Raw genomic sequence first — 24,759 nt, 5'->3', positions numbered from 1 at the left:
AGAGAACGAAGTTCTCCCCGTCTGACACCCCCTAACGCGGTTCGAAGAAGCTGGTTCCCACGCGTTTGGGTTTTTTATGTTCCAGTTCGCGGATCAGCTCACCCTTCACCTGCCCCCATGCGAGCAGTGCAAAGATCGCCGTGCCGCCAACGACATTCCCCGCCAGCACCGGCAGGAAGAACCCGAACACCGCAGGCAACAGCCCCAGTTCGCCGTTCACCATCAGGAACGCCATTTCGACGGAGCCCGCGACCACATGGGTGAAATCGCCCGCCGCGATGAGCCATGTCATCATCATGATCAGAATGAACTGCTGGCTTTCTGCCTGTGGCAGCGACCAGACCAGCGCCGCGATCAGCAAGCCCGCAGGCACCGCGCGCAGGAAGCTTTGCCATGCGCCCATTCCGGTGGCGTGCTCGGACAATTCCCGCACCGCTGGCAGCAGCGCGTCGGGCACCCCGGCCCCATAGGCGATGTAAAGGGCCGCCAGGAACGCCCCGACCAAGTTCGCGCTGAGCACCACAACCCAAAGTCGGCCTATGCGTTTGAACACTGTCGGGCGCGGATCGGCCATCGCGGGCAGCACGGTGGAGATGGTATTTTCGGTAAACAGCTGCATCCGGCCCATGATGACCAGCACGAAACCGATGGAATAGCCGAGGTTTTCGACCAGATAGGTCCAGTCGGCGTCCTTGGGCAGGTAGGTGCGGAAAATCGCCTCGCCCAACACCGAGAAGCTGATCATCACACCAGCGGCCAGACCCGACCAGATCAGCGACCGCACCGGGCGGCGCAGTTCGTCGATACCGTCGCGGCGGATGACTTCGTAAATCAGCCGGGCGGAGAGCTTCGCCGCTTCCTCGACCGACTCTTCCTCTGCGGCCTCGCCCAAAGGCTCGTCGCGGGGCAGGTCGTCGTCGACATCGGGTTTGCCGGGATCATGCCCCGGCGCGGGGTCGTCGGGGTTGAATTTCTTGATCACGAATAGTCCGCCTTGCAGAGATCAGCAGACATGAACCGCGCCCCAGCGAGGCGGCGTCATGCCGGGGACCACACGGCCCCCGGCAGTAGATTAGCTCACTGCGAGGCCAGCGCCACGGCAATCTCTGCCGCCAGCCGCGCGTTGGAGCGCACAAGCGCCACATTGGCATTCAGGCTGTCGCCCCCGGTCAGGTCCAGCACCTTGCCCAGCAGGAAAGGCGTCACGGCCTTGCCCTCGATCCCCTGCGCGGCGGCATCGGCCACGGCCTGCGCGATCACGGCGTCGATCTGGTCCTTGGGCAGCGCGTCGGCCTCGGCGATGGGATTGCAGATCAGCGTGCCGCCATTGCCCAGCCGCCGCCCGGCAGCCAGCGCGGTCGCGATCTCGGCGGGGCTGTCCATCCGCTGATCCACGCCCAGCCCGCTATCGGGGGTGAAAAACGCCGGGAAGGCATCGCTGCGGTAGCCGAGCACGGGCACGCCCGCCGTTTCGAGCCATTCCAGCGTGCGCGGCAGATCGAGGATCGATTTCGCGCCCGCACAGACCACGCCCACCGGGGTCCGGCCCAGTTCGGTCAGATCGGCGGACACGTCGCCCGTCGTTTCGGCCCCGCGATGCACGCCGCCGATGCCGCCGGTTGCAAAGATGGGGATGCCTGCCAGATCCGCGATGAACATGGTCGCGGCCACGGTGGTGCCAGCGGTGGCGCGCTTGGCGATGATCGCGGGCAGATCCTTGCGCGAGGCCTTCTGCACCCCCTCGGGGATCGCGGCGAGCATCTCCAACTCCTCCGCTGTCACGCCCGCGCGCAGCCGTCCGTCAATTACCGCGATGGTCGCGGGCACAGCCCCTTGGGCGCGGATCTCGGCTTCGACCGCCTGCGCGGTCTCCAGATTGACCGGACGGGGCATGCCGTGGGTGACGATCGCGGTTTCCAATGCGACGACGGGCTGGCCCGCCTCAAGCGCGCGGGCGACCTCGGGGGTCAGGTCCAGATCGGGATGACGGCTCATGGCAGGCTCCTTATTGCGTGTCGCGCGGGTGTGGGGTGAGGTCACGGGGTCATATCCCCACAAACGAGTTCAGATCAATCAGCAACGCCACGGAAAATTTCCATCCTTATCCCGGCCTTGCCACGGCGGCGTCATGACCCTGCCGGATTTCCCTGCGAGGCGTCGGCTTGCGGATCTCCGGTCCCGGTGGCTGGTTCAGGATCCGCGTAGAAGAAAGACCTGCATGTTCACGCTGCTGCGGCTGCTCCGCAAACTCTTCGTTCCGATACTGGCGCTGCTTTTGCTGCGCGAGGTGGCCGAGGCCCACGGCGCGCCGACCCCGCCGCCCGCCGCGGCGCATGGTTACGCCAGCAGCACCAGATAGCTCAGCAGCCCCACCGCCCCGGCCACCGCCGCCAACCCGAACAGCACCAGCAAGCCGTCGCGCACCAGCAGTGCCAGTGACAACAGCGTCACCGCCAGCCCCAGCAGCGACGAGGTGAACGGCACCAGTTCCAGAAACGGCATCGCCAGACCGCAGAACATGCAGACGACTTCGGTGATCTGTGGAAACGGGCGGTGTTGCAGGAATTCCAGCCGGTTGCGGGCGTGCCGGTCGATATAATCGGTAAAGCCGCGAATGCGCCCCGTCGCCTGCCGCACCCGGTGACCGGGAAAGCGGCGGCGCATGATCCAGCCCGGCAGCCACAGGTGGTCGCGGTCCAGCACCATCTGCACCGACACCAGCACGATGATCAGCCCGCAGAAGCTGGAAAACAGGGGGATGCCGCTCAGCGGCGTGACGACGGCCAGCGCAGGCGCCATCAGCACCGGCACAAAGGACGCCTCCCCCACCGCTTCCACCACGTCGCGGAAGCTAAGCTCCTCCGCCTCGGCGGCGGCATCCACCCGGTCGAGCACCGCCGCGATCGAGGTCAGCTCCGCCACGTCGGGTTCGTCATTGCGGGCGGTCATCGGGCGGGTCCTCGTATCTGGCTGGCGCGCCGGGCGTGGCGTTCAGAACGCCTCCGGCTTTGCCTCGCGGGCCATGTGATCTAGCACGGCATTGACAAATTTCGGCTCGCGTCCTTCGGGAAAGAACGCTTTGGCGATATCCACATATTCGACGATCACGACCTTCGGCGGCGCTTTGCCTTGGGTCAGTTCGGCACCGGCGGCGCGGAACAGCGCGCGCAGGGTGGGGTCGATGCGGTGGATCGGCCATTTCGCCACCAGCGCACGGTCGGTCATCTGGTCGATCAGCGACTGATAGTTGACGGCATCACCCACCAGCTTGCGGAACAGCTCCGGGTCGCCCTCGGCCATCTCGTCGCCCTCATAGACCTCGCCGAAGCGGTGATCTTCGAATTCCTGCTGGACCCGCTCGATCGTCTGATCGGAGGCTTCCATCTGGAACAGTGCCTGCACGGCATAAAGCCGGGCGGCGGATTTCATCTGTCTTTTGTCGGTCATGCGTTGCTCCCGCCCTCGGGCGTGCCGGCGAGGCGGATTTCTCCGCCGGGTTTGAAGCCGACGCCTTTCGGCGTGGCGGCGAAGCGACGGGTCAGCGCGATCAGATGCAATGCAGCCGCCGCGGCACCGCCGCCCTTGTTCTGTTGTGCGGGATCGGCCCGAACGACGGCCTGATCGCGGTTCTCCACCGTCAGGATGCCATTGCCGATGCAGGCGCCTTCCAGCCCCAAAAGCTGGATCGCGCGGCTGCTGTCGTTGCACACGGTGTCGTAATGGGTGGTTTCCCCCCGGATCACGCAGCCCAGCGCGACGAAGCCATCGAAATTGGATTGGCGATAGGCGATGCGGATCGCGGTCGGCACTTCCAGCGCGCCGGGCACTTCGATCACCTCATGGGTCGCGCCGACCTTTTCCAACTCGGCGCGGGCCCCGGCGATCATGTCATCAGCGATGTCTTTGTAATAGGGCGCGACGACGATCAGCACCTTCACCGGGCGGTCAAACTCCGGCAACGGCAGAATGTGATGGGTTTCCGATCCGGCCATGTCAGGAGGCTCCCTCGATCTTACGCGTGCCCGCGATTTCCAGCCCGTAGGCATCCAGCCCGACAACCCGCGGCATCGGGGAATTGGTCAGCAGTTCCAGCTTGGACAGGCCCAGCGACGACAGGATCTGCGCGCCCAGCCCGTATTGGCGCAAGGTCTGCGGCGAGGCTTCATGCGCGTCGGGGGCAAGTTTCATTTGCAGATCGCGCAGCAGCACCACGACGCCGCGCCCTTCGGCGGCGATCATCTCCATCGCCCGGCCAAATTCGCTGCTCCGCGCCGCGCCACCCAGCCCGGCCACGTCCTGCAACGGGTCGAGCGCGTGCATCCGCACCATCACCGGCGCGTCACCGGAAATGTCGCCCTTGATCAGTGCCAGATGCTCCGCGCCCTGCGTCACGTCAGAATAGACCCGCATGGTCCAGTCGCCGCCAAAGGCACTGGTGACAGCCGTTTCGGAAATCTGACGCACGAGATTATCGTTGCGGCGGCGATAGGCGATCAGGTCGCTGATGGTGCCGATCTTCAGCCCGTGCCGCTGGGCAAAGCCGACCAGATCCGGCAACCGCGACATGCTGCCGTCATCGTTCATGATTTCGCAGATCACGCCCGACGGGTTCAGCCCGGCAAGCCGCGCGACATCCACCGCCGCTTCGGTATGGCCCGCGCGGACCAGCACGCCGCCATCGCGGGCGCGCAGCGGGAACACATGCCCCGGCGATGCGATATCAGCGGCGCCTTTCGCATTGTCGATGGCGACCGACACGGTGCGCGCCCGGTCGGCGGCGCTGATCCCGGTGGTCACGCCCTCGCGCGCCTCGATCGACACGGTGAACGCGGTCTCGTGGCGCGACGAATTGTGCGACGCCATCAGCGGCAGGCCCAGCGCATCGATGCGCGATCCCGGCAGCGACAGGCAGATCAGCCCGCGCCCATAGGTGGCCATGAAGTTGATCGCGTCAGGCGTCGCCATCTGCGCGGGAATGACCAGATCGCCTTCGTTTTCCCGATCCTCGTGATCGACAAGGATGAACATCCGCCCGTTGCGGGCGTCCTCGATGATTTCCTCGATCGAGGAAATGGCATCGCTGTAATCGACTATCTCGCTCATGGCTGTCCTGCGATCGGCAATGGGGAAACACCCCGGTCACGGAGGATCGGGCGTGGGGCTCGGGCCGCGAGATAGCCCAGCGGACGCTCAAAGGCCAGAGCCAGCGTGCTGCGAGACCTCTGTGCGCCAGCGCGCGCTACCGTGTCGCGAAAAACCGCTCCGCCGGCACATGCCCGGCCAGTGACGCGGTCGCGGACCAGCCGCTTTCCAGCGCCGTATCCCCCACGATCACCACGCCATCGGGGTCAATCCGGGCCGCGCGCAACATGCCGCGCAGCCGCGCGCGGGTGTCCCCCCATCCTTCGGACAGGGCGGGGGCGTGGGTGACCGGGGCAAAGCGCAGCCCCTGTTCCGCCTGCAGCCGCGCCGCAAGCGTCTCTGCCGCAAACGGCGGCTGGGTCAACAGACCGGTGTCACAGCGCGCAAGGGCGCGCAGCTTCTCGGCGCGCGGAACGGGCACGGCATCATGACTGCGCAGCAACCGCAGGGCATTGGTGGAAAACAAAAACGCCACGATATCGCGCCCCGAGGCCGCATGCACCGTGGCATAGGTCCGATAATCGAGCCCCAGTTCCTTGGCCCGTGCGACCCGGCGCTTGATGACGTTCAGCGGCAGTTGCGGCAGCAACTCCGCCCGTGCCTTACCCCAGGCCACGCGCCGCCAGCTTGCGCCGCGCTCCATCGTCGGGCCACCGTTATGGCCGGGACCATGCGGCAGGGTCATGCGCCGACCTGCCCCGCCTCGGCCAGCCGCGCGACATAGCGGGCCAGCGTGTCGATTTCCAGATTGATGGCGTCGCCCACCCGCGCGTCGCCCCATGTCGTCGCGACCTTGGTATGCGGGATGATGTTCACGCCGAACTCCCGGCCCGACACCTCGTTCACCGTCAGCGACGTGCCGTTCAGCGCGACGGACCCCTTGGGTGCGATGAACCGGGCCAGAGCCTCCGGCGCGCGGAAGGTCAATCGCGTGCTGTCGCCCTCGTCGCGCATATCGATCAGCTCCGCCACCCCGTCGACATGGCCTGACACGATATGCCCGCCCAGTTCGTCGCCGACGCGCAGTGCGCGTTCAAGGTTCAGCCGCCGCCCTTCGGGCCAGCCATCGGCGCCGATATTGGTCTTTGACACCGTCTCTGCGCTGATCTCCACGTCGAACCAGTCCGGTCCCAGTTCCACGACCGTCAGGCACACCCCGTCACAGGCGATGGACGCGCCGATATCTATGCCGCCGGTGTCATAGCCGGTGCCGATCCGCGCGCGAATGTCGCCCTGCCGCGTCGCATGGCGGACCTGTCCGATGTCGGTGACGATGCCTGTGAACATGGCGCGGGGCCTCCGGCTGTTATCTGCTGTCGGCTCAGGGGTAGCCCCGCGGTCCGCCTTGGGCAAGGGGCGGCGGCGCAACGGGGCCGACCTTCGCGCGCCCGGCCCCCATCGCGATGCGCATTCGGGCAGCATCGGCCCCGCCCCGCCGCGAAGATGCCATGAAACCGCCCTGCCGCTATGGTCGTGTCTGTGGTGATGATCTATTGGCGATGTCCGAGGAGTCCTGAAACCGCCATGTCCACCACCCCCATCCTGCCCGATGACGGCACCGTCCCCGACCGCCGCCGTTTCCTGTTCTTGCAGGGACCGCATGGCCCCTTCTTTGACCGGCTGGGGCGGATGCTGCGGGCCGCAGGGGCCGAGGTGTGGCGGGTCGGTTTCAATCGCGGTGATGAGGTGTTCTGGCGCGATCGGCGCAGCTACATCCCCTATGACGGTCCGACCGCCGACTGGCCCGAGACGTTCCGCACCCTGATCGCCGACCGGCAGATCACCGATCTGGTGCTCTACGGCGATGTGCGTGCCATCCACGCCGATGCGATCCGTGTCGCCCGTGCCGCCGGGCTGGTGGTGCATGTCTTCGAGGAAGGCTACCTGCGCCCCTACTGGGTCACCTATGAGCGCGATGGCTCCAACGGCAATTCCCGGCTGATGCGGCTCGATCTGGACGAGATGCGGCAGGCGCTGGCGCAATGCGACACCGAAATGCCCGACAGCCCGTCGCTCTGGGGCGATATGCGCCACCATGTGTTCTACGGCGCGCTTTACCACGCGCAGGTCATGTTCCGAAACGCGCGCTACCGCAATTTCCAGCCCCATCGCGATCTGCCGGTGACGCGGGAATTCCAACTCTATCTGAAACGGTTGCTGCTGATGCCGTGGCTGGCGCTGGACCGGATGACCGCGACCACGCGCATCCGGCGCGGCGGCTTTCCCTATCATCTGGCGCTGTTGCAGCTGGAACATGACAGCAGCTTTCAGCAGCACAGCCCATTCGACACGATGGCGGAGTTCTTGGAACTTGTCATCGAAGGCTTTGCCGCCGGTGCGCCCGCGCATCATCATCTGGTGTTTAAGGCTCACCCGCTGGAAGATGGCCGCGTCCCCCAGCGGCAGGTGATCCGCCGGTTGGCGCGTCAGCATGGTGTGGCGGGGCGGGTGCATTATGTGCGCGGCGGGAAACTCGCGCGGCTGCTCAACGATGCGCGCAGCGCCGTCACCGTCAACTCCACTGCCGGGCAACAGGTGCTGTGGCGCGGCTTGCCGCTGCGGGTGTTTGGCGACGCGGTCTATGCCAAGCCGCATTTCGTCTCCCAGCAGCCACTGCCGGAGTTCTTCGCTGCGCCGATGCGCCCCGACAGCCGCGCCTATCGCGATTTCCGCTCCTATCTGCTGGAAACTTCACAGGTGGCGGGCGGATTTTATTCCGCGCGCGGGCGGCGGCAATTGCTGCGGCAGGTGGTGGACATGATGCTGGCCCCTGACGACCCCTACGAGGCCTTGGCGCAGGGCCGTCCCACGCCACGCCATATGCTAAAGGTCGTGACCTGAGCCGCACCCGTGCCCGGAACCCGGCCATTTAGGGCTAGATGTTCGATTTGTGCCAGCGCCCCGCCCTGCCCCAACATCTGCCCGATGCGGCGCGCGGCCACGCGAAAGCGCGGCGGATGGGTCACACCCGCCTTCGGGCGGGCCGATCCGCGCAGGGGTGGCTTCCGTTTCTTCGGTCATGCTGTAGGGTTGTAGGCAAAACTTGAGGCGCAATCCGTAAAGGGGCCCGAGCAGTGAATACCGGACTAATGAATTGGGCCCGCCGTGTGGCCTTGCTAACACTTGTTGTCGCCGTCGCAGCCTGTGCGCTGCCGCGCAGCGGCCCCAACAAGAAAGAGATCTTCGCCGGATCGGTTCTCAACGATGGCGACGCCTTTGTCGTTTCCGTCAATGACCGGGTGACCCGCGCCACCGCCGTGGTGCCCGCGCTCGGCTTTTCCGGCAATTTCGTGAACGCGGGCGCGCTTGGCTCCGACACGATCCGCCCCGGCGACGTGCTGGGCCTGACCATCTACGAAAACGTCGATGACGGTCTGCTGGTCAATCCCGGCCAGAACGCGACCCTGCTGGACGAGGTTCAGGTCGATGGCGCGGGCTTTATCTTTGTGCCCTATGCCGGGCGCATCCGCGCGGCGGGCAACACGCCCGAGGCCGTGCGCCGCATCATCACCTCCAAGCTCGACACCCAAACCCCCGATCCGCAGGTTCTGGTGCGCAGGCTGGCGGGCGATGGCGCGACCGTGTCGGTCGTGGGCGGCGTCGGCGCGCAGGGCGTCTACCCGATCGAGCGCCCGACCCGCACGCTGTCGTCGATGATCGCCCGCGCCGGTGGCATCGCCATCGAGCCGGAGATCGCGCAGATCACCATCGTGCGCGGCGGCCAGCGCGCCCGCGTCTGGTTCAACGACCTTTATCGCAACCCGCGCTATGACATCGCCCTGCGCGGCGGCGACCGTATTCTGGTCGAAGAGGACACCCGCGCCTTTACCGCGCTCGGCGCGACCGGCAGCCAGAACCGGGTGCAGTTCCGCTCGCAGACCATTTCCGCCATCGAAGCCATCGCGCAGGTCGGCGGTCTCAGCACCCAGCTGGCCGACCCGACCGGCGTTTTCGTGTTCCGCAATGAGCCCGAAGACGTCGCCCGCGCCGTGCTGGGCCGCAACGATCTGCAAGGCACGCAGCGGTTCGTCTATGTGCTGGACCTGACCGAACCCAACGGCATGTTCCAAGCGCGCGATTTCGCCATTCGGGATGGCGATACGGTCTATGTCACCGAAGCGCCCTTCGTGCAGTGGCAGAAAACCCTGTCGGCCCTGACCGGCAGCGTCGGCGCCGCCGCTGGGGTGGTCGATACCGCGTCGACCCTGTCGCAGTAATTCGCATGGGGCCACAGACCCCACCTGATCCTGATCCCGCCGGGCCTGACCACAGCGCCCGGCGGCTTCATGTCTACAATGCCGGTTTCCTAACCCAAGCGCGGCTGCGGCGCATGCTGGCGCTGGCGGGCTGGCAGGTGACACTGGGCTGGCCGCGCCGGGACACGCCGGACGAGTGGGTCGGCGTCTGGGGCCGCAGCCCCTATGCCGCACGGGGCGAGGCCGTGGCCACCCGCCGCGCCACCGGATTGCTGCGGGTCGAAGATGCATTCTTGCGCTCGGTCCATCCGGGCCGCGCAGGCGCGCCGCCGCTGGGGCTGTTGCTCGACCCGGTCGGCGTGCATTTCGACAGCGCGACACCCTCGGCTCTGGAACAGCTTCTTGCCACGCATCCGCTGGACGACACCGCGCTGCTGAACCGGGCCCGCGCGGCGATGGCACGGCTACGGGTGGGCAACCTTTCGAAATACAATGATTTCGACCCGAACCTCCCTGCACCTGCGCCCGGTTATGTGCTGGTGGTGGACCAGACCGCCGGGGATGCCTCGATCCGTCATGGCGGGGCCAGCGCGGCCACGTTCAACGAAATGCTCGCGTTCGCGCAGATCGAGAATCCCGGCGCGCGTATCCTCATCAAGACCCATCCTGAAACCCGCGCAGGCTATCGCGGCGGCCATTTCGCCGCCGATCCCGGCCTGCCGGGGGTGGAGATTTACGACGCGCCCGCCGCCCCTTGGGCCCTGCTGGAAGGCGCGACGGCGGTCTATACCGTTTCGTCCCAACTGGGGTTCGAGGCGATCATGGCCGGGCATAAACCCCGTGTCTTTGGCCAGCCGTTCTATGCCGGTTGGGGTCTGACGCAGGACGAAAACCCGGTGCCCCGCCGCGAACGCCGCCTGACCCGCGCCCAGCTTTTCGCGGCTGCGATGATCCTTGCGCCGATCTGGTATGACCCGTTCCGCGATGAGCTTTGCGATCTGGAGCGCGCGATAGATGTTCTGGAAGCCGAGGTGCGGGCATGGCGCGAGGATCGCGCGGGCGGCGTCGGCTACGGCATGCGGGCGTGGAAGCGCGGGCATATGCAACGCATCTTCGGGCACACCCGCCGGTTGCGGTTTGCCGACGCCCCCGCCCGCGCCGCCCAACTGGCCGCTCAGGCGGACGCGCCGGTGCTGGCATGGGCGGGCCGGGTGACCCCCGCGCTCGACGCTGAAACCACGGCCCGCGCCGTGCCGCTGGTCCGCGTCGAAGACGGGTTTCTGCGCTCGCGCGGGCTTGGCGCGCAACTCGTGCCGCCGCTGTCACTGGTGCGGGACGATCTGGGTATCTATTACGACCCGACACGCCCCAGCCGGTTGGAACACCTCATCACCGCCGCGCCCGCGCTCCCCGATGCCAGCACCTACCGCGCCCGCAGTCTGATTGATCGGCTGGCCCGCGCCCGGCTAAGCAAATACAACCTGCCCCGCCCGCTGCCCGATCTGCCGCCCGGCCACCGGATCCTTGTGCCCGGACAGGTGGAAGATGACGCCTCGATCCGGCTCGGCTGCACCACGGTCGCCACTAATCTCGACCTGCTGCGCCATGCGCGCGCCGCCAATCCCGGCGCGATCCTCGTCTATAAACCCCACCCCGATGTCGAGGCGGGCTTGCGCCCCGGTCGCCTGAGCGCCAGCGATACCGAAGGGCTCGCCGATGTGATCGCGACCGAGGCCGACCCGATCGGTCTGATCGAGGCCTGCGATGCGGTCTGGACCATGACGTCGCTCATGGGGTTCGAGGCGCTGATCCGGGGCAAGCCCGTGACCTGCCTTGGCGCGCCGTTTTATGCCGGATGGGGTCTGACCGGGCAGGCCATCCCCCTGCCCACCGATGTTGCCGCCCGCAGGCAGGCCCGCCCGACATTGGAGCAACTGGCCCACGCGGTGCTGATCGATTACCCGCGCTATGTCGATCCGGTGACCGGCAACGCCTGCCCGGTCGAAGTGGTGGTAGATCGGTTGGAAAACGCCCCTGCCCGCGCCCACCGGCCCGGTCCGGCCCTGCGCCTGCTGGCCCGGATGCAGGGCGCGCTCGCGGGCCATGCGGGGCTGTGGCGGCGGTGAGCGCGGGCGGTCTGGTTTGAGGCGCAACAGGAGCCTGCCCGGGGGATGGCGCTGATCCGGTTACGCGGGTGTGCTTTATCCCAGCCACATCCCTCCTCGCTCCGAGGTCAGCATAGGATGGCCAAGCGCCAGCCCGCCGGACCGGGCAGGCGCTCGCCCGCGCGCTTCGCTTGTTCGCGGGCGGGTGAGCGGAGTTCGGAGGTTTTCGAAATCGCCGCGATCGTGAAGCGATGCGTGCGTGTCCGCCGCGAACCCCAAAACCCGACCGACACCCCCCTACAATCCCTTCGCCTTGTAACTCTGCGCCACGCGTTCGATGGCGACCAGATAGGCGGCCACGCGCAGGTCGCTGACGTCTTCGCGCCCGTGCCAGACCTCGCGCATGGATTGGTAGGCCTCGCGCATCGTGTCATCGAGACCCGAGCGGACCAGTTCCAATTCCCCCGCGCCGCGCAGGTATTTCTCCTTGAAGCCGGGGCTCAGCTTCCAGCCGGTGCCCTGATCCGCCGACAAGCGTTCCAACTCGTCAACGATCAACTGGTGCCGCGATTCCTCCTGTCGGCGCTGCATCCGGCCAAAGCGGATATGGCTGAGGTTCTTGACCCATTCGAAATAGGACACCGTGACGCCGCCTGCGTTGGCATACATGTCGGGTACGATCACGGTGCCCGCCTCGCGCAGGATTTCGTCCGCGCCAGAGGTGATCGGCCCGTTCGCCGCCTCGATAATCAGCGGCGCCCGGATGCGGCGGGCATTCGACAGGTTGATCACGCCTTCCAGCGCCGCCGGGATCAGGATGTCGCATTCCGCCTCCAGCAGCACTTCGCCGCGCTCGACATATTGCGCGCCGGGATAGCCGGTCACCCCGCCATGCACGGCGATCCACTGGCGAATGTCTTCGGGGTCAAGCCCGTCGGGATCGACCAGCCCGCCGTCATGCTCGATCACCGCAGTGATCTTCGCGCCATCCTCTTCGCTCAAAAACCGTGCGGCGTGATAGCCCACATTACCGAGCCCCTGCACAATGACCCGTTTGCCCTCAAGCGTGGGGGACAGCCCGGCAGCTTTGGCATCTTCGGGATGGCGGAAGAATTCGCGCAAGGCATATTGCACCCCGCGTCCCGTCGCCTCCACCCGGCCTGCGATGCCGCCCGCATGCAGCGGCTTGCCGGTCACGCAGGCGCGCGCGTTGATGTCGGTGGTGTTCATCCGCGCGTATTGGTCCGCGATCCACGCCATTTCCCGTTCGCCCGTGCCCATGTCGGGGGCGGGCACGTTTTGTGCGGGGTTGATCATGTCGCGCTTGATCAGCTCATAGGCGAAGCGGCGGGTGATGCGCTCCATCTCGTGCTCGTCCCATTCGCGCGGATCGATGCACAGCCCGCCCTTGGAGCCGCCAAAGGGCGCCTCCACCAGCGCGCATTTGTAGGTCATCAGCGCGGCGAGCGCCTCGACCTCGTCCTGATTGACGGCCATCGAATAGCGGATACCGCCCTTGACCGGCTCCATATGTTCCGAATGGACCGAGCGGTAGCCGGTGAACGTGCGGATCTCGCCCCGCAACCGCACCCCGAACCGCACCGTATAGGTGGCGTTACAGACGCGGATCTTTTCCTTCAAGCCGGGCGGCAGATCCATCAGGCCCACGGCCCGGTCGAACATCAGATCGACGGATTTGCGGAAGCTCGGCTCATTGGAAATGGGTTTGACGGCTGCCATCGGGTCCTCCTGTCACGCAGCATTGGGGCGCTGCCTGTCGGAGTGTAGGCTGAATTTCCCGCACGGACACATGTGTTTCCGTAGCGGAGGCCCCGAAGCAGGCTTGCGCCCCCCGGCGCAGACGCCGCTCAATCGCGCGGATCGCCGCCCGCCAGACGGAACTCGATGATCTGCGCCATCGCCTTGGTCTGCGGCGCCGATAGCACACCGCCAACCCCGATCCGCCGCCCCATGCGCCACCACAGGCCCGGCGCCCAAACCCGGCCCGCGGGCTGCTCTAGCCGCAGCAGAAACCCGTTCGACGGCTTCATCGCGAATGTGCCCCGCTCCACCGCCGCGATCCCGTCGAGGGTCGCCAGAACCCGGCCCGGCTGCCCGTCGGCGTCGACCTCCAACAGGGCCCTGTCGGTCAGGATCAGCGCGTATCGCGTGGCGCGGCGCATCGCCTCCGCCCCGGTCAGCGCAACGCCCCCGCCAAGCATCAGCCCAAGCCGCGCCACCGCGCCGCCCTCGGGCAGGGTCAGGCCCAGCCACAGCAGCATCGCGCCCAGCGCCACCAGCACCGCCAGAGCAAGCCCGCGTCGCGGCCCGCTGGCGCGCGCTTCGGCCAGAACCGGCCTGGTTACGGGACCAGTGCCAAGACCGCTCTGCGGAATATCGTCGGGGGTCATAGACTGTCCTTTCGCCGGGGCGCGGCTGCCGCGTTTCCTGCTGCATAGCCGCTTCGCGCGCCGCGCGCCATCGACAAGCCCGGCCCGCCGATCCGCGCCGGGCGCCGTGCCGTCGGGCTCTGCATTTGTGCACAGGCCCCCACCGCTTGTGCAGATTGTGCGGCGACCGGCCTGTGCCTAAATGACCGGGTGAAAGGAGAACGCCCATGTCTCTCAGACCTGTCACCGATCTGCGCCGCGCCACCCCCACGATGGAGGGGGCGGGCGTCAAACTGCACCGTGCTTTTGGCTTCGGCGAGCCGGAACTGAGCGATCCGTTCCTGCTTTTCGATGATTTCCGCAATGAGCATCCGCAAGATTTCGCCGCCGGTTTCCCGTGGCATCCGCATCGCGGGATCGAGACCATCACCTATGTGCTCAACGGCACCGTCGATCACGGCGACAGCCTCGGCAATACCGGGACGCTGGGCGCGGGCGATGTGCAATGGATGACCGCAGGCTCCGGCATTCTCCATCAGGAAATGCCCAAGGGCAACGCACAGGGCCAGATGCACGGGTTTCAGCTATGGGCCAACCTGCCCGGCAGCCTGAAGATGACCGCGCCGCGCTATCAGGACGTGCAGGGCAAGGAGATCCCCGAAATCTGGGAGGATGACGGCACGCGGGTGAAGGTCATCGTCGGCTCCTTCTGGGGGCAGACGGGGCCGGTCGACGGCATCGCTGCCGATCCGCAATACCTCGACATCTATGTGCCGCCGGGCGTGCGCAAGACCTTCCCGGTCGACACCTATCGCCGGGCCTTCGCCTATATCTTCGAAGGCTCCGGCGCCTTTGCCGATGCCAGCGCGCCGGGCGGCGTCCTGCTGGAGAAGGAGGTAATGGGCGAGGAGGTCAATATCCGCGATATGTCGGGCGACCGCACGCTGGTGCGTTTTGGCACCGGCGACGAGGTGACGGTGCAGGCGGGCGAAGACGGCATCCGTTTTCTGCTGATTTCCGGCGCCCCGATCGAAGAGCCGGTGGCGTGGCATGGGCCGATCGTCATGAACACCCGCGCGGAGCTGATGACCGCGATGGCGGAGTTGCGCAACGGCACCTTCATCCGCCCGGCCCACTGATCTGACCTTGCCTGATCCACCGCGCGCGGGTCAGGCGCCACGACACCCAAGGCGGGGCGGAACGACAGTTCCGCCCCGCTTTTTTGTGCGCGCCCCCCTGCCCCGCGACGGCGCTGCGCGATCAGGAATTCGCCCACCGTCTGAAATTCAGGCACGCCTGCCCGCCAGTTGACCGGTCGGGGCCCGGCAGGGGGTCGGTGACGGGAAACCTGCGTCCCTCGTCGCGCAAATTAAAAAACAGTCTTGACTGATTTTTTATAGCACGCAACGCTGCGCCAACCGAAAGAGGAGACCACGCATGTCGGCACAGGATGATTACGGGCGTCGCAGCTACGGCGAAATTCCGGTTGGGACCGGGGCCAAGCCGGGCATCGTGGTCGTGGACTTTCAGCTGGGCTTTACCGATGCGCAATACCCGCTGGGTGGCGCGCCGCTGGTGATGCGGGCGATGGAAAACACCGCAAAATTGCTGAAGGTCGCGCGCGACTGCGGGGTGCCGGTGGCCAATTGCAACACCGCCTACATGAACGAACGCGAAATGCCCTACTGGAAGATCACTGCCGTGCGCGAGACCTTCCGCCACGATCATCCCAGCGTCGAAATCGACCCCCGCATCTACGATCCCGACTACGACCTGACGGTGTGCAAAAAAGGCCCGTCGATCTTCTTTGGCACCGATGTTCCGGCATTCTTTGCCAAGGAGCGGGTCGATACCGTGATCGTCACCGGCTGCAACACCTCCGGCTGCATCCGCGCCAGTTCCATCGATTCGTTCAGCCACCGTTACCGCACCTTGGTGCCCGAAGATTGCGTGGGCGATATCGAAGAACAGCCCCACCGCGACAACCTGCGCGATCTGGGACGGCGCTATGTGGATGTGGTCGATCTGGACTACGCGCTGGAATTCGTGCGGGCGTGGCACCGCCGCGAAACCGGGGCCGACGCCCCGGTCCCCGCCTGAGCCCGCCAACCGGCGGCTGCGGGCGCCGTCACGATGAAACACAAGGCAGCATTGCGCTGCCGCGAGACGAGCGAAGCGAGACGACATGACCCTGAAACTGCTCAAGAACGCCCGGATTGTGGACGGCACCGCGCCGGAGCCTGCCGCGCCCGTCAATATCGTGATCGAGAACGGCAAGATCCGCGAGGTTGGCGCCGACGCCACCGCGTCCACCGATGAGGTGCTGGATCTCGCCGGACTGACCGTGATGCCGGGCTTGATCGATTGCCATGTGCATGTGATCGCCACCACCGCCGATCTGGGCCGCAACGCCGCGCTGCCCTCGTCGCTGGTGGCCGCGCGCAGCAGCCTGCTGATGCGCAACATGATCATGCGCGGCTTTACCACCGTGCGGGATCTGGGCGGCGCGGATCGCGGTTTGCAGATGGCGGTGGATGAGGGCGCGTTCGTCGGGCCCCGGCTGGTGATCTGTGGCAAGGCCCTGTCGCAGACCGGCGGCCATACCGATTATCGCGGCCCCTACGACAATCGCGGCGCCGAATGGTATGCCGACAGCCTCGGCGCGATGGGACGCCTGTGCGACGGCGTGCCCGATGTGCAGCGCGCCGCGCGGGAGGAAATCAAAAACGGCGCCCAGTTCATCAAGGTGATGGCCGATGGCGGCGTGTCCTCGCCCTCCGATCCCATCGGCTACCTCGTCTATTCGGTCGAGGAACTGAAGGCGCTGGTCGAAATCGCCAAGGGGTTTGGCACCTATGCGACCGGGCATCTCTACACCGACGAAGCCATCGTGCGGGCGCTGGATTGCGGCTTTGAATGCATCGAGCACGGCAACCTGATCTCCGACAAGACAATCGCGCGGGTGGCCAAGGAGGGCATCCCCGTGGTGCCCACTAACATCACCTATGACATCCTTGCCCGCTCGGGCGCGGAGTTCGGCCTGCCGGCGGAATCGGTGGCCAAGATTTCCGACGTCCGCGAAGCCGGGCTGGAGCGGCTGGAAAAGATGCACGCCGCCGGGGTTCTCATGGGCTACGGCTCGGACTTGCTGGGCGGGATGCAGCCGGAACAATCGGGCGAATTCACCCTGCGCGGGCGGTATATCCCCGCCGATGCCGTCATCCGCTCCGCCACCGTAGACGCGGCCAAGGTGCTGCGCATGGAAGGCCAGATCGGCACCATCGCACCGGGCGCCCATGCCGACATCATCGCCGTGGAGGGCAACCCGCTCGACGATCTGTCGCTGCTGACCGAGCAAGGCGCGCATATGCCGCTCATCATGAAGGGTGGAAACGCGGTGAAGAAGGCCGCGACGCTCTGATGGCTGCGCTTGCCTCCTACGCTGCGCTCAGCTTCGATGTCTATGGCACGCTGATCGACTGGGAAAGCGGTATGGTCACCGGGCTGCGCCCCCTGACCGACCAGCTCGACCGCGAGATCTCCGACGATGCGGTGCTGGAAATGCACGCCCGTCACGAAAGCGCAGCGCAGGCGCAGACCCCGGCGCGGAATTACAGCGCGCTGCTCGCGACCGTCTATCGCCGCTGCGCCGAGGAGCTGGGCCTGCCCGCCGATTGGGAGGCGTGCGAACGCTACGGCGCCAGCGTGCCGGACTGGCCTACATTCGAGGACAGCGCCGATGCGCTGGCCTATCTGAAGCAGCATTACCGGATGATCGTGCTGTCCAATGTCGATAATCGCAGCTTCGCCGGATCGGCGCGCAGGCTCGGCATCGCGTGGGACGCGGTCTTCACCGCCGAGGATATCGGCAGCTATAAGCCCTCGCAGCGCAATTTCGATTACCTGCTGGCGGGGATCGAACGGATGGGGCTGGCCCGGTCCGCGCTGCTGCACACCGCCGAAAGCATGTTCCACGATCACGTTCCGGCCCGCGCCAACGGGCTCGACAACGCGTGGATCTATCGCCGCCATCAGAAACAGGGGTTTGGGGCCACGATGGACCCCGGACAACTGGCCGACACCACATTCCGGTTCAATTCGCTCCGGGACATGGCGGAGGCACACGAGCGCGGCGACCTATGACCGCCTGCACAATCGCCGCACCAACCAAAAACACGGGCAGGCGTCCTGCATTTTCAACCAACAGGGTAAAATCATGAAAAAACTGCTGACCTACACCGCACTGGCCGGGATGATGATGACCGGCGCCGCCGCGGCGGAGACCACCTTCATCGCCAACAGCTTCTACGACGGGGCCGTGCCGATGTCGGGCGAAGGCTATGTCCGCTGGGCCGAACTGGTCGAGGAACTGTCCGACGGCGATCTGAAGCCCGAAGTCTATACCGGCACCGTGCTGCTGGCGCCGCGCGCCTCGCTTCAGGGCATTCAGGATAACGTGGTTCAGGTCGCCCATCACGCGGCCATCTACACGCCCTCCGATCTGCCCGTCTCCAACGCCGTGCAGGAACTGGGCTTTGCCTATTCCGATCCGCTTGCCGCGATCTTTGCCGTCACCGACTTCTCGATGAACAACGAGGTGCAGTTGCAGGAATGGCAGGACAAGGGCGTGGTGTATCTGGGCGCCTATGCGACCCCCGCCTATGTGCTGATGTGCTCCAGCCCCGTGCGCAACCTTGACGAAATGAAGGGCAAGCGCATCCGCACCGCAGGCTCCGCCGTGTCGGTCTGGGTCGAGGAAGCTGGCGGCATCCCCGTCAACGTGCCCTCCTCGGAAATGTATACCGGGCTGGAGCGTGGCACGCTCGATTGCGCGACCAACGCCGCAAGCGACCTTGTCGACCGTTCGCTGCTGGAAGTGGCCGAGCACACCACCCTGCTGTCGACCGGCATGTATTACTCCGGTCCGCAATGGGGCTATAACCCGGAGTTCTGGGGCAGCCTCACCGCCGAGCAGCGCGAAGTGCTGATGGAGGCTTCCGCCCGCTCGATGGCGCGCATGGTCATCGCCTATAACGAGAAGGTCGATGCCGGGCTTGAATCGTCGAAGGAAGCGGGCGGCAACGTCTATGAGCCCGAACAGGATCTTGCCGATCACGTCGCCGAATTCCGCGATCGCACCTCCGCCGCCGCCGCCGAGAAGGCCGGGACCGATTTCGGCGTCGCCGAACCCGACGCGCTGATCGAAGATTTCGAGACGACGATGCAGAAATGGATCGATCTGCTCGCCGATGTCGATCCCGCCGACGAAGACGCGCTGACCGAGCTTGCCATGCAGGAAATCTACAGCAAGATCGACGCGTCCACCTACGGCGTGAACTGATACTCGCGCGGGCCGGCGATATAGCTGGCCCGCGCCACAGACCTACAAAGGCGGGGTTTCCTCATGCAGCTTATCCTCGGGATCATCCGCTGGCTCAATATCGGCACCGCCACGGCGGCCTGTGTCGTGATGCTGCTGATGATGGCGCATATCACCATCGATGTGGGCGTGCGCTATTTCGTCAATGGACAAATCGTCGGCACGCTGGAATGGGTGTCGTTTTATTACATGGTGGCGCTGGTGTTCTTTGCGCTCGGCTTTGTCGAATATCGCAACGAAAACATCCGCGTGGACCTCTTCGCCCAGATGATGCCGAAATCGGTGCAATTGGGCCTCTATATTTTTGCCTGCGTGCTGGGGCTGGTGTTCTTCGGGATGCTGTTCTGGCAATCGCTCCATGACGCCATTCGCGCCACCGGGCGCGGCGAGGAAGCGATGAGCAACTTCCGCTTCTACATCTGGCCCGCCCGCTGGGCGCTGCCCATCGGCTTTGCGGGGGTGCTGCTGGCCGTGCTGGCCAACCTTCTGCGCGCCATCGTCCGTCGGCAGCCGCTGTGACGGCACTTTTCCACGCGATCTCGGAGACCACACGATGAGCAACCTCGAAATCGGCATCGCGGGTGTCGTAGCCGCGCTCGCCCTCATCGCCATCCGTGTGCCGATCGGGCTGGCGCTTGGCCTTGTCTCGATCGTGGGCATCGGCGTGATGTTCAACATGAACGTCGCATGGGGCATGATCTCGGCCACACCGTTCGATTATGTCGGCCAGTGGGAATTGTCCGCCGCGCCGATGTTCCTGCTGATGGGGTTCATCTGTTCGTCCACCGACATGACCCGCGGGCTGTTTCTGGCGCTGCGGCTGTATCTTGCGCGGCTGCCCGGCGGGCTTGCCATCACATCCGTCGGTGCATGTGCGTTCTTTGCCGCCGCGTCCGGCTCGTCCGTCGCGACCGCCTCCGCCATGTCGCGGATGGCCGTGCCCGAAATGCTCAACAACGGCTATGACCGGGGCCTCGCCACCGGCACCATCGCCGCGTCCGGCACGCTGGGCTCGCTGATCCCGCCCTCGGTTCTGCTGATCCTTTACGGGGTCTATGCGCAGGTCTCCGTGGGGCAGCTTTTCATGGCAGGGTTCATTCCCGGCCTGCTGTCGGCGCTGATCTACATGGCGATGATCGTGATCCGGGTGAAGCTGAACCCGTCGCTTGCCGGCAACGTCGAAATCAACCCCACCCCCGAAGAACGGCGCGAAGCCTTCCGCGATGTCTGGCCGCTGCCGACCTTGATCCTTGTCGTGCTGGGCGGGATCTTCACCGGCGTCTTTTCCCCGACCGAGGCCGGGGCGCTCGGGGCCTTTGCCGCGATGGTCATCGCGATCCTGCGGCGCAAGCTTACCCGCGCCGCCATGATTGAGGCCGTGTCGCAGGCGGTCGTGTCCACCGCGTCGATCTTCATCATCCTCATCGGCTCGCTGTTCTTTACCCGGTTCCTTGCGCTGTCGGGCTTCCCGCGTGCCTTCTCCGACGCGATCTTGTCGGTCAGCACGGAAACATGGTGGATCCTCTTCGCGGTCACGGTGATCTTTCTGGTGCTGGGGATGCTGATCGACAGCATTGGCCTGCTGCTGCTGACCCTGCCGATCCTCGTGCCGCTGGTGGCCGAGGCCGACATCAACCCCGTCTGGTTTGGCATCATCGTCATCAAGCTGCTGGAGATCGGGCTCATCACCCCGCCGATCGGTCTAAACGTCTATATGATCAACGGCGCGCTCAATAATCGCGTGACCCTGCCCGAGATCTTCCGCGGCATCACATGGTTCCTTGCGATGGACATGCTGACCCTGCTGATCCTGATCGCCTTCCCGATCCTGACGCTCTGGCTGCCTTCACTCGCTTATTGACGCCCTCCGCCCGCGCGGACCAAGGAGACCTGGATGACCGACATGCGATCCCCTTCCGGCCCCCCGCGCGGCAAACCCATTCAGGCGCGCAGCGTGGCAATGCGGCGCAAGCTGATCCGCGCCGCGCTCGATGTGATCTATGACGAGGGCTACAATTCCGCCTCCACCCCGGAATTCTCGCGCCGGGCCGGGGTGTCACGCGGCGCGCTGCTACACCATTTCCCGACCCGCGCCGACATCATCCTCGCCGCGATGGAGGAACTGCTGAACGAAGGCACCCGCGAAATTCGGCAGGTGACCGACCGCGTGGCGCGGCAGGAACTGAGCCTTGGCGAATATGTCGAATTTCTGTGGGACATGTTTTCGGGACGGTTTTTCTACATCTCGCTGGAATTCATCACCGAGGCCCGGACCGACCCTGAATTGCGCGCGGGCATGATCCCTGTCGTGCGCGATTTTCACGCCGCGCTGGACAGCATCTGGTCGGAATTCGAAAAACAGGCGGACGGCCTGCCCCACAATGCCCGCGCCGCGATGAACATGACCGTATGTCTGGTGCGGGGCATGGGCGTGCAAACGGTGCTGAAGGACGACCCCGCCTATTACCGCGCGATGCTGGAGACATGGAAAACCGTGCTGCCCCAGATCCTCGACACCAGCCAGCCGGACGTGTCCTTGCCTGCCGCCACCGGCGATAAACCAGCCGCCAAATCCGCGCGCTGATCCGGCGGAGTTCGGCTGCATCAGACGCGCAGGCCGTCCGCTGCCGCGCCGCGCCGCTTGATCGCGCCCCACCCGGCAGGATAGGGTCGCGCAGGCCCTGCGGTCCGTCCGCGCCCGGCCCCGACCGTCCGACCGCCAGCCCCGGAGCCTCGATGCCGCGCGCACTCCCGATCCTGACACTCTGCCTTGCGCCGCTTCTTGCAGGCTGCACCGAGTTCCCCGAGCTTGACGCCGCGATCACCCCCGAGGCCCGGCAAGCGGCCTATCCGACGCTGCTGCCCATCGATCAGATCACCGGTCCCGCCTACCAGACCCGGATCACCGGCAACGAGGTGGCGGAGCTGGAAACTGCTGGCGCGGCGCATGAACGCCGCGCCGACTACCTGCGCACCCGCCCCATCGAATAACGAAAGCGCCCGGCACGGCGCGCCCCGCCACGCTGGCAGACCCCCCGCGCGCATCACAGGCCCCGCCGCCCGCGCAAGCCGCGTTGCGCCGCCTGTCCTGTTGCGCTAACAGGCGCGGCAGAGCGCAGCCAACACCCGGAGATACCCCTCATGACCGCCGCCCCTCTTCGCCTTGGGATCGCAGGGCTCGGAACCGTCGGCGCCGGCGTCGTGAAGATCGTCCAGTCGCGCGGCAAACTGCTGTCGGCCCGCTGTGGCCGCGATTTGCAGATCACCGCCATCTGCGCCCGCGACCGCCACCGGGATCGCGGTGTCGATCTGTCCGGCTACGCGTGGGAAGACGATCCCGTGGCCCTCGCCCGCCGTGACGATGTCGATGTGCTGGTGGAGCTGATGGGGGGCGCCGATGGCCCAGCCAAGGCCGCGACCGAAGCCGCGATTGACGCAGGCAAGGATGTCGTCACCGCCAACAAGGCGATGCTCGCCCATCACGGCCAGACGCTGGCCGAGGCCGCCGAGGCGCAAGGCAGCGTGATCCGGTTCGAGGCTGCCGTTGCAGGCGGCATCCCGGTCGTGAAATCACTGACCGAAGGTCTCGCCGGCAACCGCATCCAACGGATCATGGGTGTGATGAACGGCACCTGTAACTACATCCTCACCCGCATGGAGAACGCGGGCCTGCCCTATGCCGAGGTCTTCGACGAGGCCAGCAAGCTGGGCTATCTGGAGGCCGATCCGACGCTGGACGTGGGCGGCATCGATGCTGGTCATAAACTGGCGCTGCTGGCTTCTATCGGCTTTGGCACGCGGGTCTGCTTCGACGAGATGGAGCTTGAGGGCATCGAGCGCATCGCCATCGAAGACATCCGTGCTGCCGCCGACATGGGCTTCCGCATTAAATTGCTGGGCGTGGCGCAGATGACCGGGCGCGGGCTGGAACAGCGCATGTCCCCCTGTCTCGTCCCTGCCAACAGCCCGCTGGGGCAGTTGCAGGCCGCGACCAACATGGTGGTGATCGAAGGCGACAGCGTCGGCCAGATCGTTCTGCGCGGCGCAGGCGCAGGCGAAGGCCCGACGGCGTCTGCCGTGCTGTCCGACGTGACCGATATCGCCCGCGGCATCCGGGTGCCGACCTTTGGCATCCCGGCCACCGACCTGCAGCACGCCACCTCCGCGCAGGTGTCGATCCCCGCGCCCTATTACATCCGCATCGCGCTGGCCGACAAACCCGGCGCACTGGCCAAGGTCGCCGCCGTTCTGGGCGAGGCCGGGATTTCGATCAATCGCATGCGCCAGTATGACCACGCCGCAGGCACCGCGCCGGTGCTGATCGTGACGCATAAGACCACCCGCGCCGCGCTGGACGTGGCGCTCGATGGGTTCGGCGCAACCGGGGTCGTCACCGGCGATCCGGTCTCGATCCGCATCGAACAGGTCTAAGGTCGGACTACCCGGCGCCTTCGTGGCTGCGGGGTTGCGAGAGACATCAGCCGGTGGCGCTAACAGCGCCGCCCGGCCTTGCGCCTTCATGGCAGGGCGGCTACCCAAACCGGAAAGCCCCTCATGCCTCAGGACGTCCGATGACCGATACTATTGAATTTCACGACCGCATGCTGTCGCTCGGCCTCGCCCGCGTGTCCGAGGCCGCGGCGATGGCCTCCGCGCTGTTGATCGGTCGTGGCGACGAAAAAGCCGCCGATCAGGCCGCCGTCAACGCGATGCGCGATCAGCTCAACATGCTGGATATCGATGGCACCGTGGTCATCGGCGAAGGCGAGCGCGACGAGGCACCGATGCTCTATATCGGCGAGAAGGTCGGCACCGGCAACGGCCCCGAGGTCGACATCGCGCTGGATCCGCTGGAAGGCACGACACTCACCGCCAAGGACATGCCGAACGCCCTGACCGTCATCGCCATGGCCCCGCGCGGCACCCTGCTGCACGCGCCCGATGTCTACATGGACAAGCTCGCCATCGGCCCCGGTTTCCCCGAAGGCGTCGTCAGCCTCGACATGAGCCCGCGCGAGCGGGTCGAGGCGCTGGCCCGCGCCAAGGGCTGCGAAACCCGCGACATCACCCTCTGTGTGCTCGAACGCCCCCGGCACGAAGACATGATCGCCGAGCTGCGCGAAACCGGCGCCGCGATCCGGCTCATCACCGATGGCGATGTGGCAGGGGTCATCCACTGCGCCGAGGCCTCCACCGGGATCGACATGTATATGGGCTCCGGCGGCGCGCCCGAAGGCGTTCTGGCGGCCTCCGCTCTGAAATGCATGGGCGGTCAGATGTGGGGCCGGCTCCTGTTCCGCAACGACGACGAGGTGGGCCGCGCGCGCAAGGCCGGTCTGGAGGATCTCGACAAGATCTACACCCGCGACGAGCTGGTCACCCATGACGTGATCTTTGCCGCCACCGGCGTCACCGACGGCTCGGTCGTGTCGGGCATCAAACGCGAGCCCGGCTATCTGACCACCGAGACGATCCTGATGCGCTCGAAAACCGGCTCGGTCCGCCGCATGACCTATCGCAACCCGATCAGCGCAATGTGAGACGGG

The 24,759-nt window shown here is 66.1% G+C and carries 25 protein-coding genes; 15 read left to right on the top strand and 10 right to left on the bottom strand.

Going from position 1 to position 24,759, the window contains the following annotated elements; all coding sequences use genetic code 11:
• Positions 1-31: 31 nt before the first annotated feature.
• Both CBW24_RS04315 and CBW24_RS04310 read right to left on the bottom strand, forming a co-directional pair.
• Complete coding sequence (locus tag CBW24_RS04315) at positions 32-910, bottom strand: formate/nitrite transporter family protein (RefSeq protein WP_088663464.1); 879 nt, start codon at positions 908-910, stop codon at positions 32-34.
• 167 nt (positions 911-1,077) lie between these two features.
• Positions 1,078-1,995, bottom strand: coding sequence for a pseudouridine-5'-phosphate glycosidase (locus CBW24_RS04310; RefSeq protein WP_097372788.1), 918 nt, complete (start codon positions 1,993-1,995; stop codon positions 1,078-1,080).
• Positions 1,996-2,218: 223 nt separating this feature from the next.
• Here CBW24_RS04310 and CBW24_RS18290 point away from each other — a divergent pair, with 223 nt between their 5' ends.
• Positions 2,219-2,359: a hypothetical protein gene (locus tag CBW24_RS18290; RefSeq protein WP_157773052.1), complete on the top strand. Its 141-nt coding sequence runs from the start codon at positions 2,219-2,221 to the stop codon at positions 2,357-2,359.
• On the opposite strand, the gene CBW24_RS04305 is transcribed toward CBW24_RS18290, so the two are convergent.
• The 6 genes from CBW24_RS04305 to CBW24_RS04280 all read right to left on the bottom strand — a co-directional run bounded on the left by CBW24_RS04305 (position 2,338) and on the right by CBW24_RS04280 (position 6,429).
• Positions 2,338-2,949, bottom strand: coding sequence for an exopolysaccharide biosynthesis protein (locus tag CBW24_RS04305; RefSeq protein WP_097372787.1), 612 nt, complete (start codon positions 2,947-2,949; stop codon positions 2,338-2,340). The genes CBW24_RS18290 and CBW24_RS04305 overlap by 22 nt on opposite strands.
• A gap of 42 nt (positions 2,950-2,991) precedes the next feature.
• Positions 2,992-3,447, bottom strand: coding sequence for a transcription antitermination factor NusB (gene nusB, locus CBW24_RS04300; RefSeq protein ID WP_088663264.1), 456 nt, complete (start codon positions 3,445-3,447; stop codon positions 2,992-2,994).
• The gene (locus tag CBW24_RS04295) at positions 3,444-3,992 is read right to left on the bottom strand and encodes a 6,7-dimethyl-8-ribityllumazine synthase (RefSeq protein ID WP_088663265.1); all 549 of its coding nucleotides are present in this window, start codon (positions 3,990-3,992) and stop codon (positions 3,444-3,446) included. Before CBW24_RS04295 ends, nusB begins: the two co-directional genes overlap by 4 nt.
• A gap of 1 nt (position 3,993) precedes the next feature.
• Positions 3,994-5,103: a 3,4-dihydroxy-2-butanone-4-phosphate synthase gene (gene ribB, locus CBW24_RS04290; protein ID WP_097372786.1), complete on the bottom strand. Its 1,110-nt coding sequence runs from the start codon at positions 5,101-5,103 to the stop codon at positions 3,994-3,996.
• A 136-nt stretch (positions 5,104-5,239) separates the two neighbouring features.
• Positions 5,240-5,827 carry a hypothetical protein gene (locus CBW24_RS04285; protein WP_097372785.1) on the bottom strand — a complete coding sequence of 196 codons (588 nt, stop codon included), beginning with the start codon at positions 5,825-5,827 and terminating at the stop codon, positions 5,240-5,242.
• Positions 5,824-6,429: a riboflavin synthase gene (locus CBW24_RS04280; protein ID WP_097372784.1), complete on the bottom strand. Its 606-nt coding sequence runs from the start codon at positions 6,427-6,429 to the stop codon at positions 5,824-5,826. The genes CBW24_RS04285 and CBW24_RS04280 overlap by 4 nt, the downstream gene beginning before the upstream one ends.
• Before the next feature lie 237 nt (positions 6,430-6,666).
• Between CBW24_RS04280 and CBW24_RS04275 the strand changes: the two genes are divergently transcribed.
• From CBW24_RS04275 to CBW24_RS04265, 3 genes are all read left to right on the top strand, one after another.
• Entirely contained in the window at positions 6,667-7,983 is a 1,317-nt protein-coding gene (locus CBW24_RS04275; protein WP_097372783.1) for a capsule polysaccharide biogenesis protein, read from the top strand.
• A gap of 248 nt (positions 7,984-8,231) precedes the next feature.
• Entirely contained in the window at positions 8,232-9,359 is a 1,128-nt protein-coding gene (locus CBW24_RS04270) for a polysaccharide biosynthesis/export family protein (RefSeq protein WP_088663270.1), read from the top strand.
• A gap of 5 nt (positions 9,360-9,364) precedes the next feature.
• The gene (locus CBW24_RS04265) at positions 9,365-11,464 is read left to right on the top strand and encodes a capsule polysaccharide biogenesis protein (protein WP_097372782.1); all 2,100 of its coding nucleotides are present in this window, start codon (positions 9,365-9,367) and stop codon (positions 11,462-11,464) included.
• A gap of 276 nt (positions 11,465-11,740) precedes the next feature.
• Here CBW24_RS04265 and CBW24_RS04260 read toward each other — a convergent pair whose 3' ends face one another.
• Complete coding sequence (locus tag CBW24_RS04260) at positions 11,741-13,183, bottom strand: Glu/Leu/Phe/Val family dehydrogenase (RefSeq protein ID WP_097372781.1); 1,443 nt, start codon at positions 13,181-13,183, stop codon at positions 11,741-11,743.
• Between the two features lie 128 nt (positions 13,184-13,311).
• Positions 13,312-13,854 (bottom strand): hypothetical protein, encoded by a 543-nt coding sequence (locus tag CBW24_RS04255; RefSeq protein WP_097372780.1) that lies wholly within the window; start codon positions 13,852-13,854, stop codon positions 13,312-13,314.
• A 206-nt stretch (positions 13,855-14,060) separates the two neighbouring features.
• Here CBW24_RS04255 and CBW24_RS04250 point away from each other — a divergent pair, with 206 nt between their 5' ends.
• The 11 genes from CBW24_RS04250 (at position 14,061) to glpX (ending at position 24,753) form a co-directional block, all read left to right on the top strand.
• Positions 14,061-14,972 (top strand): pirin family protein, encoded by a 912-nt coding sequence (locus tag CBW24_RS04250; protein WP_097372779.1) that lies wholly within the window; start codon positions 14,061-14,063, stop codon positions 14,970-14,972.
• A gap of 298 nt (positions 14,973-15,270) precedes the next feature.
• Positions 15,271-15,933, top strand: a complete 663-nt coding sequence (locus CBW24_RS04245; RefSeq protein WP_097372778.1) for an isochorismatase family protein — start codon at positions 15,271-15,273, stop codon at positions 15,931-15,933.
• Positions 15,934-16,018: 85 nt separating this feature from the next.
• On the top strand, positions 16,019-17,254 hold the full coding sequence (locus CBW24_RS04240; protein WP_097372777.1) for a metal-dependent hydrolase family protein: 1,236 nt from the start codon (positions 16,019-16,021) through the stop codon (positions 17,252-17,254).
• Positions 17,254-17,976 carry a haloacid dehalogenase type II gene (locus tag CBW24_RS04235; protein ID WP_097372776.1) on the top strand — a complete coding sequence of 241 codons (723 nt, stop codon included), beginning with the start codon at positions 17,254-17,256 and terminating at the stop codon, positions 17,974-17,976. Before CBW24_RS04240 ends, CBW24_RS04235 begins: the two co-directional genes overlap by 1 nt.
• A gap of 73 nt (positions 17,977-18,049) precedes the next feature.
• A complete protein-coding gene (locus tag CBW24_RS04230; RefSeq protein WP_097372775.1) occupies positions 18,050-19,174 on the top strand; it encodes a C4-dicarboxylate TRAP transporter substrate-binding protein in 1,125 nt (374 codons plus the stop codon).
• A gap of 63 nt (positions 19,175-19,237) precedes the next feature.
• Positions 19,238-19,732 carry a TRAP transporter small permease subunit gene (locus CBW24_RS04225; RefSeq protein ID WP_097372774.1) on the top strand — a complete coding sequence of 165 codons (495 nt, stop codon included), beginning with the start codon at positions 19,238-19,240 and terminating at the stop codon, positions 19,730-19,732.
• A 34-nt stretch (positions 19,733-19,766) separates the two neighbouring features.
• Positions 19,767-21,074 carry a TRAP transporter large permease gene (locus CBW24_RS04220; protein WP_088663280.1) on the top strand — a complete coding sequence of 436 codons (1,308 nt, stop codon included), beginning with the start codon at positions 19,767-19,769 and terminating at the stop codon, positions 21,072-21,074.
• Positions 21,075-21,107: 33 nt separating this feature from the next.
• Positions 21,108-21,797: a TetR/AcrR family transcriptional regulator gene (locus CBW24_RS04215; RefSeq protein ID WP_232530104.1), complete on the top strand. Its 690-nt coding sequence runs from the start codon at positions 21,108-21,110 to the stop codon at positions 21,795-21,797.
• A gap of 152 nt (positions 21,798-21,949) precedes the next feature.
• A complete protein-coding gene (locus tag CBW24_RS04210; protein ID WP_088663281.1) occupies positions 21,950-22,204 on the top strand; it encodes a hypothetical protein in 255 nt (84 codons plus the stop codon).
• Between the two features lie 150 nt (positions 22,205-22,354).
• The gene (locus tag CBW24_RS04205; RefSeq protein ID WP_097372773.1) at positions 22,355-23,644 is read left to right on the top strand and encodes a homoserine dehydrogenase; all 1,290 of its coding nucleotides are present in this window, start codon (positions 22,355-22,357) and stop codon (positions 23,642-23,644) included.
• 140 nt (positions 23,645-23,784) lie between these two features.
• The gene (glpX, locus tag CBW24_RS04200; RefSeq protein ID WP_088663283.1) at positions 23,785-24,753 is read left to right on the top strand and encodes a class II fructose-bisphosphatase; all 969 of its coding nucleotides are present in this window, start codon (positions 23,785-23,787) and stop codon (positions 24,751-24,753) included.
• Positions 24,754-24,759 lie beyond the last annotated feature (6 nt).

It is taken from the genome of Pacificitalea manganoxidans (genome assembly GCF_002504165.1).
Classification (GTDB): domain Bacteria; phylum Pseudomonadota; class Alphaproteobacteria; order Rhodobacterales; family Rhodobacteraceae; genus Pacificitalea; species Pacificitalea manganoxidans.
The sequence above is the reverse complement of the archived record's forward strand: the minus strand, read 5'-3'. Positions and strand labels throughout refer to the sequence as shown.